Source organism: Curtobacterium sp. B18 (assembly GCF_000333375.1).
Lineage (GTDB): Bacteria > Actinomycetota > Actinomycetes > Actinomycetales > Microbacteriaceae > Curtobacterium.
Genome location: NZ_BACZ01000374.1, coordinates 1 through 13243, shown reverse-complemented (window position 1 = coordinate 13243; position 13243 = coordinate 1). Strand labels below are relative to the sequence as shown.

Annotated in this window: 16 protein-coding genes and 1 pseudogene; 4 read left to right on the top strand and 13 right to left on the bottom strand. The window is 73.3% G+C overall.

What is annotated here, in order from left to right; genetic code table 11:
* Nucleotides 1–137 precede the first annotated feature (137 nt).
* Nucleotides 138–764, bottom strand: a complete 627-nt coding sequence (locus I5E_RS10390; RefSeq protein WP_022906921.1) for an alpha/beta hydrolase — start codon at nt 762–764, stop codon at nt 138–140.
* Between the two features lie 85 nt (nt 765–849).
* On the opposite strand from I5E_RS10390, the gene I5E_RS10385 reads away from it, so the two are divergent.
* On the top strand, nt 850–1392 hold the full coding sequence (locus I5E_RS10385; RefSeq protein WP_022906920.1) for an NUDIX hydrolase family protein: 543 nt from the start codon (nt 850–852) through the stop codon (nt 1390–1392).
* A gap of 82 nt (nt 1393–1474) precedes the next feature.
* On the opposite strand, the gene I5E_RS10380 is transcribed toward I5E_RS10385, so the two are convergent.
* Nucleotides 1475–1678, bottom strand: coding sequence for a CsbD family protein (locus I5E_RS10380; RefSeq protein ID WP_022906919.1), 204 nt, complete (start codon nt 1676–1678; stop codon nt 1475–1477).
* A 169-nt stretch (nt 1679–1847) separates the two neighbouring features.
* Nucleotides 1848–3317, bottom strand: coding sequence for a DEAD/DEAH box helicase (locus I5E_RS21595; protein ID WP_441294327.1), 1470 nt, complete (start codon nt 3315–3317; stop codon nt 1848–1850).
* A 409-nt stretch (nt 3318–3726) separates the two neighbouring features.
* Here I5E_RS21595 and I5E_RS10370 point away from each other — a divergent pair, with 409 nt between their 5' ends.
* Nucleotides 3727–4563, top strand: a complete 837-nt coding sequence (locus I5E_RS10370) for an endo alpha-1,4 polygalactosaminidase (protein ID WP_022906918.1) — start codon at nt 3727–3729, stop codon at nt 4561–4563.
* A gap of 156 nt (nt 4564–4719) precedes the next feature.
* Here the strand turns inward: I5E_RS10370 and I5E_RS10365 are convergent, their stop codons facing one another.
* The 4 genes from I5E_RS10365 to I5E_RS10350 form a co-directional block, all read right to left on the bottom strand.
* Complete coding sequence (locus tag I5E_RS10365; protein ID WP_031262164.1) at nt 4720–5079, bottom strand: GntR family transcriptional regulator; 360 nt, start codon at nt 5077–5079, stop codon at nt 4720–4722.
* A 10-nt stretch (nt 5080–5089) separates the two neighbouring features.
* Nucleotides 5090–5659 carry a DUF1684 domain-containing protein gene (locus tag I5E_RS10360; protein WP_042723762.1) on the bottom strand — a complete coding sequence of 190 codons (570 nt, stop codon included), beginning with the start codon at nt 5657–5659 and terminating at the stop codon, nt 5090–5092.
* 127 nt (nt 5660–5786) lie between these two features.
* Nucleotides 5787–6278, bottom strand: coding sequence for a hypothetical protein (locus I5E_RS22720; RefSeq protein ID WP_022906915.1), 492 nt, complete (start codon nt 6276–6278; stop codon nt 5787–5789).
* A gap of 56 nt (nt 6279–6334) precedes the next feature.
* A complete protein-coding gene (locus tag I5E_RS10350; protein WP_022906914.1) occupies nt 6335–6967 on the bottom strand; it encodes a GNAT family N-acetyltransferase in 633 nt (210 codons plus the stop codon).
* A 95-nt stretch (nt 6968–7062) separates the two neighbouring features.
* Here I5E_RS10350 and I5E_RS10345 point away from each other — a divergent pair, with 95 nt between their 5' ends.
* Together I5E_RS10345 and I5E_RS21590 are read left to right on the top strand one after the other, a co-directional pair.
* On the top strand, nt 7063–7662 hold the full coding sequence (locus I5E_RS10345) for a 2-phosphosulfolactate phosphatase (protein ID WP_022906913.1): 600 nt from the start codon (nt 7063–7065) through the stop codon (nt 7660–7662).
* A gap of 54 nt (nt 7663–7716) precedes the next feature.
* Nucleotides 7717–8018 (top strand): annotated as a pseudogene (locus tag I5E_RS21590) (DUF427 domain-containing protein).
* Between the two features lie 15 nt (nt 8019–8033).
* Here I5E_RS21590 and I5E_RS10335 read toward each other — a convergent pair.
* The 6 genes from I5E_RS10335 to I5E_RS10310 all read right to left on the bottom strand — a co-directional run.
* Complete coding sequence (locus I5E_RS10335) at nt 8034–9284, bottom strand: Nramp family divalent metal transporter (RefSeq protein WP_022906912.1); 1251 nt, start codon at nt 9282–9284, stop codon at nt 8034–8036.
* A 124-nt stretch (nt 9285–9408) separates the two neighbouring features.
* Entirely contained in the window at nt 9409–10104 is a 696-nt protein-coding gene (locus tag I5E_RS10330; RefSeq protein ID WP_022906911.1) for a CGNR zinc finger domain-containing protein, read from the bottom strand.
* 47 nt (nt 10105–10151) lie between these two features.
* Nucleotides 10152–10628: a SprT-like domain-containing protein gene (locus I5E_RS10325; RefSeq protein ID WP_022906910.1), complete on the bottom strand. Its 477-nt coding sequence runs from the start codon at nt 10626–10628 to the stop codon at nt 10152–10154.
* Nucleotides 10625–11464, bottom strand: a complete 840-nt coding sequence (locus I5E_RS22715) for a hypothetical protein (protein ID WP_022906909.1) — start codon at nt 11462–11464, stop codon at nt 10625–10627. The genes I5E_RS10325 and I5E_RS22715 overlap by 4 nt, the downstream gene beginning before the upstream one ends.
* Nucleotides 11465–11597: 133 nt before the next feature.
* On the bottom strand, nt 11598–12359 hold the full coding sequence (locus I5E_RS22710; protein WP_022906908.1) for a DUF4064 domain-containing protein: 762 nt from the start codon (nt 12357–12359) through the stop codon (nt 11598–11600).
* 200 nt (nt 12360–12559) lie between these two features.
* A partial coding sequence (locus I5E_RS10310) for a spermidine synthase (RefSeq protein ID WP_022906907.1) occupies nt 12560–13243 on the bottom strand: 684 nt, incomplete at its 5' end.

The following is a 13243-nucleotide window of genomic DNA, read 5'->3' as shown; positions in this document are numbered from 1 at the left end:
CTCCCGTCCACATCGTGAGCAGCAATGGTCGAGTCCGCACGTCGGACCCGACCATTTCTGCTCACCAAGCGGGGCGAGCGCGCCGAGCGCGCCGAGCGCGCCGAGCGCGCCGAGCGCGCCGAGCGCGCCGAGCGCGGCTACGCGCCGATGAACGCCGCCACGTCCGCCAGCTCCGCCGCCGACACCGCGTGCGGCAGCCCCGCGTAGGTGCGATCGGTCACGGCGGTGTTCGCCGCAGCCCACGCCTGCGTCCGGGCGGTGGCCTCGCCGGGGATCACCGGGTCGAGGTCGCCGTGCCCGAGGAACACCCGGGGCCGGACGGCGGCGACGGCCTCGTCGCGCGGGTCCGTCACGCCCGACTCGCCCGGCACGACGAACCCGGACAGCGACACGGCGAAGGCGAACGCAGCCGGCCGTGCACGCAGCAGCTGCAGCGCCATCGACCCACCCTGCGAGAACCCGAGCAGGCCGATCCGCGGGTGCTCGGCCGCCACCGAGTCGATCCAGGCGAGGACCTCGGCGGCGGACTCGTCGACGGACCCCGGCGCGGGTGACCCCGGCGTGCCGAGGGGGTACCAGCTCCACCCCTGACCGAACGGCATCGGTGCGCGGAGCGATGCGACGGTCCACGACGGCGGCAGCGCCGGCGCGAGCCCGAGCAGGTCCCGCTCGTTCGACCCGACCCCGTGCAGGGCGACGAGCAGCGGCGTCCCCACGCGCTCGGAGGGGTCCCGGGTCCACTGCACGGCGTCGCGATCGATCATGCGCCCGACTGTAGTTGCCGCATCGACGCGGCTCGATCCCCGCGCGTTCCGCCGAACTCGCCGCGACGACTGGTAGACACGGTGCATGGCCTCGCTGCGCACCCCCGACCCCGACTCCGGCTGGCTGTCCGACGAGGAGCTCGCGAACGTCCGCCGTCGACTGCCGATCTGCTACGTCGAGGCGGTCCCCGTCCGGACCGACGGCCTCGGCGTCGTCACCGAGGTGGGGGTGCTGCTGCGCGTCTCGCCGAGCGGCTCGATCGCCCGCACGCTCGTCTCCGGGCGGGTGATGTTCGGCGAGTCGATCCGGACCGCGCTGTTCCGGCACCTCGAGAAGGACCTCGGCCCGATGGCGTTCCCGCAGCTGCCGTCGAGCCCCACGCCGTTCACCGTCGCGGAGTACTTCCCGCTGCCGGGCGCCTCGGTCTACACCGACGAGCGGCAGCACGCCATCTCCCTCGCCTACGTCGTCCCCGTCACCGGGACGTGCGAGCCGCGCCAGGACGCGCTCGAGCTGACGTGGATGAGCCCCATGGAAGCGGCCTCCGACGCCGTCGCCGACGAGATGGAGGGCGGTCGCGGAGCGCTCCTCCGCGCCGGCCTCGCATCGGTCGGCGCGCTCCTGTAGCGCGCGCCGCCGCCCCCACGCACGACGAAGCCCCCGGATCCGAATCGGACCCGGGGGCTTCGCAGCGCGGTACTGGACCGGCTTACTTGTTGTCGTTCTTGAGGCTGTCGGCCACGCCTGAAGCGGCGTCCTTGACGTCTGTACCGGCCTGCTTGGTGTCGGCCTTGACCTGATCGGTCTTGCCCTCCGCCTTGAGGTGGTCGTTGTCCGTCACGTTCCCGACGGCTTCCTTGGCCTTGCCAGCTGCCTTCGCAGCGGCGTTCTTGACGTCTTCGATCCCAGCCATAGGCTCTCCTTCCGACAGCGGACAAATCCCCGTCAGTCGCTCGCGCGGCATCCGGTGAAGGAGAACCTACGCGGCCTGCGATGCTGGCTCGCAGGGAGCGTCAAGGTTCGGATCAGCGCGCGGAACCGGCGGGTCACGGTCGGGTCAGCGCTGTGCGCGGCGCGAGCCGTCAGCGCGCGGAACCGGCGGGTCGGGAGGCACGGCGCGAGCCACCACGACGGTTGCCGCCCGACTCGGTGCCGGTCCCACGACCGGCGGCGTAGCCGCCCTCGGACGACCAGACCGGAGCGGAACCGCCACGGACGGTGTCGCTCGACGCACGGCGGCTGCCGCCGCTGCGGCGACCACCGGACGCGGCACCGGAGCGCTGCCCACCGGCGGAGCCGGTCGACGCGCCGGCACCGGCCTCGGCGGGGCGACCGCCGCGACGCCCTGCACCGGACGACCCGGAAGCCGAGCCGGTGCGCGCGGGCTGCGCCGCGCCTCCCGTGCGACCGCCGCGACCACGGCGACGACCGCCGCCAGCGGTGTCGGACTCGGCGGTGCGCTGCTTCGGCTGACGCTGCTGCTGGGGCTGCTCGGGTGCGACGTGGCGGACCGGGGCGACCTCGCCGACGAGCGTGGTGACCGCCGGGGAGTTCGCGGTGACCTGCTGCGGCGTGACCTTGATCGCGGCCGCGCGCATCATCTGCGCGACGTCGCGACGCTCGGCGGGCATCGTCACGGTGACGACGTCGCCGGAGGAACCGGCACGGGCGGTGCGGCCCGAACGGTGCAGGTACGCCTTGTGCTCGGTCGGCGGGTCGACGTGCACGACGAGCTCGACGTGGTCGACGTGCACGCCGCGGGCGGCGACGTCGGTGGCGACGAGCACGAGGGCCTCGCCGGAGGAGAACTTGGCGAGGTTCCGCTCACGGGCGCCCTGCGACAGGTTGCCCTGCAGGTCGACGGCCGGGATGCCCTGGCTGCTGAGCTGCTTGGCGAGGCGCTTCGCGTGGTGCTTCGTGCGCATGAAGAGGATGCGACGACCGGTGCCGCTCGCGAGCGTCCGGACCAGGTCCTTCTTCGCGTCGGCGTCGGCGACCTCGAAGAGGTGGTGGGTCATCGCCTCGACGGGGCTGTTCGCCTCGTCGACCGAGTGCATGACCGGGTTGTGCAGGAACTTCTTGACGAGCTTGTCCACGCCGTTGTCGAGCGTGGCGGAGAACAGCAGGCGCTGCCCCTGCTCGGGCGTCGCCTGCATGATCTTGGTCACACCGGGGAGGAAGCCCATGTCGGCCATGTGGTCTGCTTCGTCGAGGACGGTCACCTCGATGTCGCCGAGGTTGACGTGGCCCTGCTGCATGAGGTCGGCGAGACGGCCGGGGCACGCCACGACGACGTCCACGCCGCCGCGCAGGGCGTCGACCTGACGACCCTGTCCGACGCCGCCGAAGACGGTCGTGGTGTTCAGGCCCATGGCCTTGGCGAGCGGGGAGAGGGCGACGTCGATCTGGGTCGCGAGCTCACGGGTGGGTGCGAGCACCAGGGCACGGGGCCGACCGGCGCGGCGCTTGCGGCCACTGGCGGCGAGGCGCGCGACGAGCGGGATCGCGAACGCGATCGTCTTGCCGGAGCCGGTGCGGCCGCGGCCGAGCACGTCCTTGCCCTGCAGGGAGTCGGGGAGCGTGTCCTCCTGGATGGGGAACGCGGTCTCCTTGCCCTGGTCGGCGAGGACGCGACCATCGGCGCGGGGACGCCGAGGTCGGAGAAACGGATGTCTTCGTTGGTCATGGTGACCTTTCGAGCCGGATGAGACCGGCTGTGGGCGCGCTTGCGAGGCAGCACGCGGGCGGGATGCGCGCCAACAGAGGTGGCTGGCGCAGTCGCCGCAGCAGAGAAGCCTGGCACCTTCACAGAGGTGATCGATCATCGGTCCGTGGACCGGGAGTTCGGGGGCGTCCGTACGACGCACGAGGCGATCGGCGCCTCGAGTACGTCCAGCATAGCGTGCTCCGCCCCGATCCCCCCAGACCCGGCCGTGCACCGGCCCGTGCGAGGATGCAGCGGTGCGCACACGATCCGTCCTGCTGACCACCGCGATGACCCTGGTGGCGGTCCTCGGCACGGCGGGCTGTGCCGCGGCCGCTCCGTCAGGCGGGAGCGCTGCGTCGTACACGAACCTGCCGACGTCGGGGCGTCCGGACTACCAGCTCGGGGGGTCGTACACGCCGCCGTCCGGCGTGACGATCGTCGAGCGGGACAGCACCGACCGGCCCGCTGCCGGCACGTACTCGATCTGCTACGTGAACGGCTTCCAGACCCAGCCCGATGCTGCGAGCACGTGGAAGCGGTCGTACCCGTCGGCGATCCTCCGCGACCGCGCGGGCAAGCCGGTCTCCGACCCGGGGTGGCCGGACGAGATGCTGCTCGACACCCGGACCGCTGCGAAGCGGGCACTCATCACGAAGGTGCTCGCGAAGACCGTCGCCCGGTGCGCCGATCGCGGGTTCGACGCCGTCGAGTTCGACAACCTCGACTCGTGGACCCGCTCGCACGGCGCGCTGACCCGGGCGGGCAACCTCGCGCTCGCGGCCGCGCTCGTCCGCCTCGGACACGGTGCGGGCCTCGCGGTCGGGCAGAAGAACACCCCGCAGCTCGGCGTCGCCGGTCGGAAGACCACCGGGTTCGACTTCGTGGTCGCCGAGGAGTGCTTCGTCTACGACGAGTGCAGCGCGTACACGAAGGTGTACGGCGGACGGGTCATCGACATCGAGTACACCGACAACAGCGAACGGCCGTGGTCGTCGGTGTGCGCGTCGTCGAAGCGGCCGGCGATGACGATCCTGCGCGACCGAGACCTCGTGACGCCGTCGAGCGACGAGTACGTGTACGAGCACTGCTGACGCGACCCCGGGGCGCGGGTTCTTCCCAGAACGGCCGCGATGGAAGGTCGAACCGGGCGTACCTGGCCCGAACTTCCGACCGGGTACGCCCGGAAGCACCGGGTACGCCCGGAAGCGCCAGGTACGCGCGAAAGCCCCTGGAGCGCCCCGCCCGCGTCAGGCGGGCCAGGCGTCCCGGAGCGCTGCCGCAGCCTGATCGGCCGACAGCCCGGCTGCCCGGGCGGCCGCGGCGAGGGCACGGGCGGCGTCCGTCACCGCCGACGGGACCTCTGCGGGGCGGATGACCCGGGTGCCGGCGCCCCGGGCGGTGTGCACGAGTCCGGCCTCCTCGAGGAGCTGGTAGGCGCGTGCCACGGTGCCGGCGGCGAGGCCGAGCTCGTCCGCGAGTCCCCGGACGCTGGGCAGCCGCTCACCGTCCACGAGGTACCCGGCGCTGATCTGCGCGGCGATCTGGGACCTGACCTGCTCGAACGGCGGGATGCGCCCACCGGCGTCGATCGCGACGAGACCCGACATGTGCTCCACCCTAGAAGTCGTACTGCTCGCCGACGGGGATCGGGACCGCGACGGTGTTGCCGGGCGGCGCGAGCGGGCACGCCCACGCCGGGTCGTACGCGCACGACGGGTTGTAGGCGAAGTTGAAGTCGAGGACGAGCTCGCCGTCGTCGCCCCCGAGGTCCGCGCCCTTGATCGTGTCGAGCAGGTAGCGGCCACCGCCGTAGGTCCCGCGGGCCTTGCCGGCACTGGCGTCCTTCACCGGGACGAACACACCGCCCGCGTAGCCGCCGTGCGACCAGACGTCGAGCGAGCCGATGCCGGCGAGGGTCACCACCCCGAGCCGGTCGAAGTGCACGATGCCGTCGGTGCCCGTCTCGACGTCCATGGCGAGGGCCTCGGCGGGCTCGATGCGGGCCCGGAACCGCCACGACGGGTCGTAGTCCGGGACGGGCAGGGACTCGAAGTCGCGGGCGTCCTCGTCGAGGAGCGGACTCGCCGGGTGCTCGCCGAACATCGCGTCGCGGGTCTCGCGCCACATCGCGTGGGCGGTCTCGGGATCGCTGGTCGCCCGCACTCGTCGGTACAGGTCGAAGGTCATCCGCCGCCAGTCCACGGTGGCGAGCGTGCTGTGCACGCGGTCGTCGGTTGCCGGCTCATGCGTCTGGCTCACGGTGCGAGCGTACGCCCCTCCGGCCGTGCCGGGAGGAACGGCGCGGGCCCGGCGGTCAGGCCGCGGCTCGTCGAGCGCGTCGCCACCCGGGCGCGAGGGCGCGCATCCGCAGCGCGCGCCACTGCCAGATCACCCACATCCCCGGCCACAGCAGGACGCCGAGCGCCGCGGGGCGCATCCGGTAGGACAGCCGGTCGACGAGCTCGGTCCGTCCGTCCCCGAGGTCGACGGTCGCCATCCGGTGCTGCATGGTCATCCGTCCGAACAGCCCGCTCGTGCCGCCGCCGTTGTCGCGTTGCACGGGCACGCCGCGCACCTCGTACAGGTCGAGGTCGACGTGCGTGTCGCCGCTCGGGAACACCCCGAAGGCGCTCGCCGTGATCGGGTGCGGGGTGCCGGGGACCCACCGCACCGGGAACCCCTCGGGGTCGCGCGAGCGGTAGACCAGGAACGGCTTCGTCACCGCCACCATGACCGACGGGGAGAGCAGGGCGTCGCGCACGGCCTCGGCCGGTGCGTCGAGGGTGATCCGGAGGCCCACGTGCATGCCGCGAACGCTACTCGTCGACGGTGGGCACCCGGTGGGGTGCTGCGCGGGTCGGGTCAGGCGTGCCGTGCCGCGCGCCGACGGGCCCCTTCGGCACGGTCGTGCCGGCGGAGCCGTTCGGCGAGCGAGAGCCGGACGGTCGGCCACTCCGACGCGATGACCGAGAACACCACGGTGTCGCGCAGGGTGCCGTCACGGCCGATCGAGTGGTTGCGGAGCACGCCGTCCTGCTTCGCCCCGAGCGCGGCGATGGCCGTGCGGGACTGCAGGTTGTGCCAGTGCGTGCGGAACTCGACCGCGATGCACTGCCAGACGTCGAAGGCGTGCGAGAGCATGAGCAGCTTCGCCTCGGTGTTGATGCCGGACCGCTGGGTGGACCGGGACAGGAACGTCGCGCCGATCTCCACCCGACGGTTGCCGGTGTCGGGGTTGAGGAACGTCGTCGACCCCACCACCCGGCCGGTCGGGCGGTCGCGGACGGCGAACGGCACCATCCGCCCGGCGGCGTGCTCCGACAGGCGCCGCTCGATCTCGTCGTCGACCTGCGCCGGAGCGGGGATCGACGTGTACCAGGTGCGCCACAGGTCACCGTCCGCGACCGCCGCCCGCAGGTCGTCCGCGTGCTCCGGCCCGAGGGGCTCGAGCGTCACGCGGTCGCCGGTCAGGGTGGGTGCGGGGGCGATCTCCATGGCAACAGATCCTACGGTCGACGACCGTGACGGACCCCGGGCGGCGGGGCACCTGTGGAAAGGATCAGGGACCGCGGACGGCTATCGTGTCGCGGGTGGCAGCACGCACGCAGGAGAAGTACCAGGTCCGCTTCGCATGGGGCACCGGCGGGGCGGCGCGGATCGCCCACGGGACGCACCTGCTCGTCTGGGTCGACGTCCTCCCGGCGTCCGCCGGGCACGACGGCCCCGGTCGTCGACGCGCGCTCGCCGCGCAGCTGCCCGAGGGTCCGGAGGTCGTGCTCGGCCACCTCGGCAACGCGACGGCCGTCGCGGAACGCGTGACGCGCCTCCAGGCCGACCGTGGCGACCGCTGCGTCGTCGCGATCGTCGCGGCCGGACGCCACCACGCACCGGCGGACGACGCCGCACAGGCGGCGGGCGAAGCGGCCGACGTGCCGGACGCGCCGGACTTCGCGGTCGAGGACCTGCTCGCGGCCGGGGCCGTCGTCGACGCGCTCGCCGAGGTCGGGATCGACCACACCTCACCCGAGGCGGCGGCCGCGTGCGCCGCGTACACGGGGCTGCGGCGTGCGGTGAAGCACCTCGTGAGCGCCTCCGAGTCGGCCGCGGCGCTGGCCCCGGGTGCCGTGCACGATGCCCTCGCGGTCGACGGCGGACTGGAGACCCTGCGGGAATCGAGTTCCCGCGCGTAGCGTTCCCACTCGACATCCGGTACCTCGCCGGACCGCAGAGCGAAGGAGCACGCCGTGAAGGCAGTCGTCGGAGACACCGTGATCGCCGAGGCCCCCAAGGAGGACCTCATCCAGATCGAGGGCAACTGGTACTTCCCGCCGTCGAGCGTCAAGTCCGAGCTCTTCACCGAGAGCCCCACGCAGTACCACTGCCCGGGAAGGGCGACACGCAGTACTACACGGTGAACGTGGACGGGCAGGCGCTGCAGGACAACGCATGGTCGTACCCGACGCCGATCCCGTCGTCGTTCGACCGCGTCGGCAAGGACTACTCGGGCTACGTGGCGTTCTGGAAGGGCGTCAAGGTCGTCGACTGATCCGCGCCGACCCGGTCAGCCCGCCAGCGTGAGCGCGACGAGCGCCACGTTGAGCGCGACGATCACCAGCGCGATGACCCCCGCCACGACGCGGGTGGTCATCGCGTTGACGTCTGCACCCATCACGCTCCGACGCGAGGTGTAGACCACGAGCGGCACGATCGCGAACGCGATCCCGAAGCTCAGCACGACCTGGCTCACCACGAGCAGCATCGTCGCGTCGACGTTCACGGCGAGCAGGACGATCGCCGGCACCAGCGTCACGAGCCGCCGCACCACGAGCGGGATCCGCACGTGCAGCAGGCCCTTCATGATCTCGGCGCCGGCCATGCACCCCACCGAGGTCGAGGCGAGGCCCGACGCGAGCAGGCCCACCGCGAACAGCACGCCCACGACCGGGCCGACGTTCGACACGATCGCGGCCTGTGCTCCCGGGATCGTGTCCGTCCCCTCGACCCCGGGCAGCGTCGCCGCCGCGAGGACGAGCATGCAGACGTTCACCCCGCCGGCCACGAGGAGCGCAAGCCCCACGTCCCACCGCGTCGCGACGAGCACCCGACGACGCTCCGGACCGGCGGGGACGTCACCGTGCCGGTCACGGGCCAGCGCCGAGTGCAGGTACACCGCGTGCGGCATGACCGTCGCGCCGAGCATCGAGGCGGCGAGCATCACGGACTCGGACCCCTCGAACCGCGGGACGAGCCCGGCCACCAGCTCCGCCGGAGAGACCTGCGCGAACAGCAGCCCGGCGCAGAAGCCCACCGTGAGGATCGCGAGCATCGCCGTCACCACGGCCTCGAACGTGCGGGTCCCGCGGTGGCTCTGCAGCGTGAGGATCGCCATCGAGACCACGCCCGTGATCAGCCCACCGGCGACGAGGGGCAGGCCGAACAGCAGGTGCAGTGCCAGTGCGCCGCCGATGACCTCGGCGATGTCGGTCGCCGCGGCCACGACCTCGGCCTGCGCCCAGAACAACAGCCGGGGGGTGCGCCGCATCCGCAAGCCGAGGTGTTCCGGCAGGGACTTGCCCGTGACCACGCCGAGCTTGGCGGACAGGTACTGGACCACGACCGCGCTCGCGTTCGCGGCGACGAGCACCCACAGCAGCAGGTAGCCGTACTTCGCCCCCGCGGTGAGGTTCGCGGCGACGTTGCCGGGGTCGACGTAGGCGATGGCGGCGACGAACGCGGGGCCGAGGAGCGTCAGGCCGGCGGCGCGTTTCCGGGGCGTCGTCGCCTCGGCAGGGCGGGTCGCGGTGTCGGTCATGGGGACCAGTGTGCCAGAGGATTCGGCATGCCGAATCCTTGTTTTCGAAGCGCCTACGAATCGGTGCGCATCGGCGCGGACCGGCGCGGAGCGGCGCCGAGCAGACCGGGAGGCGCGGGTCTCGTCAGACCGCCGCGCGCCGCGCCCGGTGCGCCCGCACCTTCGCCCGGTTCCCGCACCGCTGCATCGAGCACCACCGTCGGGTGCCGCCGCGGGACGAGTCGTAGAACACCAGCGCGCAGTCGTCGGCCGAGCACCGGCTCAACCGCGTCGGCTGTCCGTCCGCGGCGACGTCGTCGAAGCCGACCTCGGTGAACAGCGCCACCGCGTCACGTGCGACGCTCGACAGCGCCTGGGCCAGTCGCACCCGGTTCGCTCCGGCGCGACGCCGCCCGCCCGGGAGGCTCGGCGGCACGTCGGGCAACGCCGCGAACAGGTTGACCGTGTCGATGTCGTCGGGCGCCGGTCGGGTGCGGCCGGTCCCGGCTCGGAGTCCCGCGGCCACCGCCGTGCGCTCCGCCGCGGTCGACGCGGGACCCGGAGCGGCTGCGACGGCCAGCCGGGCGATCGCCGCGCGGAGGGCACGGGCGTCCTGCAGCTCGCGGGCCGTCGCCCCGACGTCGATGGGCTCGGTGTGGTCGCTCAGCCACTCGTCGAGGTCGGCCGGGGTCACCAGCAGCTCGCCGAGCTGCGCGCGCGGGCGACGGTCGTCCGGGTCGTCCGCAAAACCGCCGGTGTGCGCGAAGTCGAGGGCGATCCGTCCAGCGTCAAAGAACCAGGTGGAACCGGTGTCCGTGCGGATGTGCTGCCCCGTGTGCATCCGCCCAGGCTAACGGGTTACCGGCGCGCCTCCGCCAGCGATCGGCATCATGCGGTAGCCCGGCGCTCCTCGGGGGCGCGGCGGTTCCACGAGATCACGTTGCGGGCGTCGAAGCGTCGGGAGCACCTCGCGCACGCCAGCGGTCGCGTCGGGGTGCGGTAGCGGAAGTGCTCGTGGCCGGCGGGACACGTGCCGATCCACGGCGCGAGTTCGCTCGCCACGGGACCGTCGTACAGGCGTGATCCCGTGTACCCGATGGCCTTCGCGGTGCGGCGCCAGGCCGGCCCGTGCCCGGCGCGGGCACCGGCCAGTGCGTGCGCGATCTCGTGCAGGAGCACCTGGTCGACGTCGTCGTCGGAGAACCGCACGGCCAGGTGCCGACTCACCGTGATGCGCCGGCGGGCGAAGTCGCACTGCCCCGCCCGGGTCTTCGCGTGGTCGAAGCCGAACGACCAGCTGCCCGTTCCGAGGTGCGCGGTCATCAGCCGCTCCGCGCGGGACCGGACGGCCTCGAGCGTCGTCACCGGTCGTCGTCGGGTTCGTCGCGTCCGGCCTGGCCCTTCTGCGCCGCTCGTGCGGCGATGCGGCCCCAGAGTTCGTCGGCCTCGGTCCGGGCGGCGTCGGGCGCGCCGAGCACACGACGTCGGACCGGCGGGGTCTGCTGCGCCGGCTCCGGGGCGCGGGGTGCCACCGGCTCGTCCTCCTCCGCGCGGCGAGCGGCGACGTCGCGGGCGGTACGGGGCTTGTCCTCGACGCGCGGCTGCGCGACCGAGGCCCGGAGCGCCGCCTCGACCGCCGTGCGTAGCGCCTCGGTGCGCTCCGACGGGGCACCGGCCTGACGGAAGGCCTGGTACGCCCGGGACAGCGCGGCACGGGCCTCGTCGAACCGGGAGAGCTCGAACAGCGACCAGCCCTCGAGCTCGGCCGCCGCGCCCTCGAGCTCCGGCCACTCCTCGGTCCGTGCGGTGTCCCGCGCCATGGCGGACTCGGCCGCAGCGCGCTCGTACCGACCGAGGTCGTGGAGCACGTGGGCGCGACGGATCCGCGCGGACACCTTGTCGGAGCGCTCTCCGGTGAACATCGTCAACCGGAAGACCTCTTCCGCGATGACGAGGGACTCGTCGAGCCGACCGAGCAGGCGGAGGAGTTCGGCGCGTTCGGCCAGGGCGTCGGTGCTGCGGCTCTGCCCGAGGTCGCGCAGCCGCTGCTGCACGGCGTCGGCGTCGACCGCGGGGCGCAGGCTGATCGGAGCGAAGGTGCTGCCGGGGCTGACGCCGGCCGTCACGGGCGCCGCATGACGCGGTTCCCGGGCGCGGTCGGTGCGGTCGGGCTGCTGGCGGTCGTCGGGCGGGAGGGACATCGGTTCGAGGGTAGCCGCGCTGTCCCGAGAGCGAGCGGTGCCACGCGCACGGGGGGCACGGACGTGTCCTCGGTCGAACGGCGACGGCCCGCCGTGCGGGTGCACGACGGGCCGTTCCGGGACCACGCTCGGATCAGGGCGCGACGCCCGAGTTCGCGACCGAGACGGCGGCGACCGCTCCGTAGGTGACGAAGAAGGCGATGGGACCGAGCACGGCGAGGATCAGCCCGAAGACGCCCCACGCGCGACCGCGCTTGGTGACGATCGCGATGATGCCCTGCACGATCGCCCAGATGCCGAGGACCGAACCGATCACCGCGATCACGCCGCTGATCAGGATCGTCGGGGAGCTCGTGACGTCGTCGAACGCCTGCGGGTCCGTCGTCGACCCGCCGTTCTGGATCATGTCCTCGAACGCCCGGCTGTCGACGATCGCGGAGCCGAAGAAGTAGCCGCCGACGATCCCGAGGGCGAGGGCGATCAGCCCGAGCAGGAACGCCACGACACCGACGGTCTTCTTCTTGGCCTTCGGCTCCTCGTAGCCCTGCCACGACGGGGCACCGGCGCTCGCCGGAGCCGCCGCGTACGGCTGCTGGCCGTACTGATCGTGCCCGTGCTGGGGCTGGCCGTACTGCGTCGACCCGTACTGCGGGGTGTCGCCGTGGCGCGGCTCGCCCTGCTGGTCGTGGTCGCCCCATCGCGGGGCGTCGGCCTGCGGTGCCTGCTCGCCGTACCGCGGTGCCTGCTCGCCGTACTGCGGTGTCGAGGCGGGCGCGGGATCGACGCGCTCGCCGTAGCGGGGCGCGTCGTGCGCGGGCTGCTGCGGCGCTCCGCCCCAGCTCGGCGCCTGGCCGTCGCCCGTCCGGTCCTCGTTGCTCCGGTCGTCGTTCGTCATCAGGGTTCCCCTTGCTCGGTCGCGCACCTGCGCGGTCGTTCAGACCCATCCTGGCAGGGACACCCTCCGCGTGTGCGGGACCGGCCCGATCGCGCCCGGAGCACCCAGCGCCCAGCGCCCAGCACCCAGCGCCCAGCACCCAGCGCCCAGCGCCCAGCGCCCAGCGCCGCCAGCGCGCCCGCTGCGGGGGCCGACCCGGCTCAGCCGCCGAACACGCTCCGGTTCGGCTCCGGCGACGCCACCGCGGTCTGGTCGGTGACGATCGGCGCCCCGGCGACGAACGCGCGCAGCTCGGCCCCGTGCACGACCTTCGCCGGCATCGGGTCCGACGAGTACCGCCGCGGCATGTCCGCCACGGGCAGGTCCGTCGGCGACCCGAGGAGCACGATGTTCCCGAACCGCCGCCCCTTGAGCATCCCGGTGTCCGCGACGGCGGCGACCGACGGCAGCACCGCCTGCAGGGTCGATGCCTGACCGCGGGCGAACGCCAGCCCGGCACCGTCCGCCACGTTCACTGCGACGATGCCGGTGGGCGACAGGAAGGCCGCGACCTCGCGGTAGAACTCGATGCTCGTCACGTGTGCGGGGATCTGCGAGCCGCCGAACACGTCGACGACGGCGAGGTCCACCGTGCCGCGCAGCCCGGCGGGGAGTTTGCCGAGCACCTCGCGGGCGTCGCCGTACCGCACCCGGATCGAGGCCCCACGGGGGAAGGGGAGCGCGTCCCGGACGTGGTCGACGAGGTCCCGCTCGAGCTCGATGACCTGCTGTCGGGACCCCGGCCGCGTCACCGCGACGTACCGGGGGAGCGTCAGGGCACCGGCGCCGAGGTGCAGGGCCGTGACCGGGCCGTCCGGCAGCAGGTCGATCGCGTGCCCGATCCG

Bases quoted from the DNA above. Each gene is read 5' to 3' on its own strand.
- I5E_RS10360 (WP_042723762.1), bottom strand. From the start codon at position 5,659: ATGACCTTCGACCTGTACCGACGAGTGCGGGCGACCAGCGATCCCGAG.
- I5E_RS10390 (WP_022906921.1), bottom strand. From the start codon at position 764: ATGATCGATCGCGACGCCGTGCAGTGGACCCGGGACCCCTCCGAGCGC.
- I5E_RS10385 (WP_022906920.1), top strand. From the start codon at position 850: ATGGCCTCGCTGCGCACCCCCGACCCCGACTCCGGCTGGCTGTCCGAC.
- I5E_RS22715 (WP_022906909.1), bottom strand. From the start codon at position 11,464: ATGTCCCTCCCGCCCGACGACCGCCAGCAGCCCGACCGCACCGACCGC.
- I5E_RS10365 (WP_031262164.1), bottom strand. From the start codon at position 5,079: ATGTCGGGTCTCGTCGCGATCGACGCCGGTGGGCGCATCCCGCCGTTC.
- I5E_RS10350 (WP_022906914.1), bottom strand. From the start codon at position 6,967: ATGGAGATCGCCCCCGCACCCACCCTGACCGGCGACCGCGTGACGCTC.
- I5E_RS10380 (WP_022906919.1), bottom strand. From the start codon at position 1,678: ATGGCTGGGATCGAAGACGTCAAGAACGCCGCTGCGAAGGCAGCTGGC.
- I5E_RS22720 (WP_022906915.1), bottom strand. From the start codon at position 6,278: ATGCACGTGGGCCTCCGGATCACCCTCGACGCACCGGCCGAGGCCGTG.
- I5E_RS22710 (WP_022906908.1), bottom strand. From the start codon at position 12,359: ATGACGAACGACGACCGGAGCAACGAGGACCGGACGGGCGACGGCCAG.
- I5E_RS10335 (WP_022906912.1), bottom strand. From the start codon at position 9,284: ATGACCGACACCGCGACCCGCCCTGCCGAGGCGACGACGCCCCGGAAA.
- I5E_RS10330 (WP_022906911.1), bottom strand. From the start codon at position 10,104: ATGCACACGGGGCAGCACATCCGCACGGACACCGGTTCCACCTGGTTC.